The sequence below is a fragment of the Escherichia sp. KCJ4928 genome (assembly GCF_004352695.1).
GTDB lineage: Bacteria > Pseudomonadota > Gammaproteobacteria > Enterobacterales > Enterobacteriaceae > ECMA0423.
The window spans coordinates 1-260 of the sequence record NZ_SJWV01000748.1; the positions used below are offsets into that span (position 1 = coordinate 1).

Genomic DNA, 260 nt, shown 5'->3' on the forward strand with positions numbered 1-260 from the left:
GTCTGAACCATGATATTGGCGGAACCAATGCCCATGATGGATGCGCCCCAGAGCATGACCAGTTGTGCCAGGCTCCAGCCGGAAGCGGTGGGCACAATCATCATAAAACCGCTCACAATACTGAGCATTCCGACGACGTCCCGTCCGTTGTTAAAGACATTGCCCTGGTGGCCGGTGCGGACAACATGGCGGATTCCAATAAACAGGAACCAGACTATCCCCATAATGGCGATAATTGCGTTAAACACCATGAACAGGTT

General features: G+C 52.3%; 1 pseudogene. It reads right to left on the minus strand.

What is annotated here, in order from left to right:
- Positions 1-260 (minus strand): annotated as a pseudogene (locus E0D98_RS26580) (hypothetical protein); the annotation flags it as partial.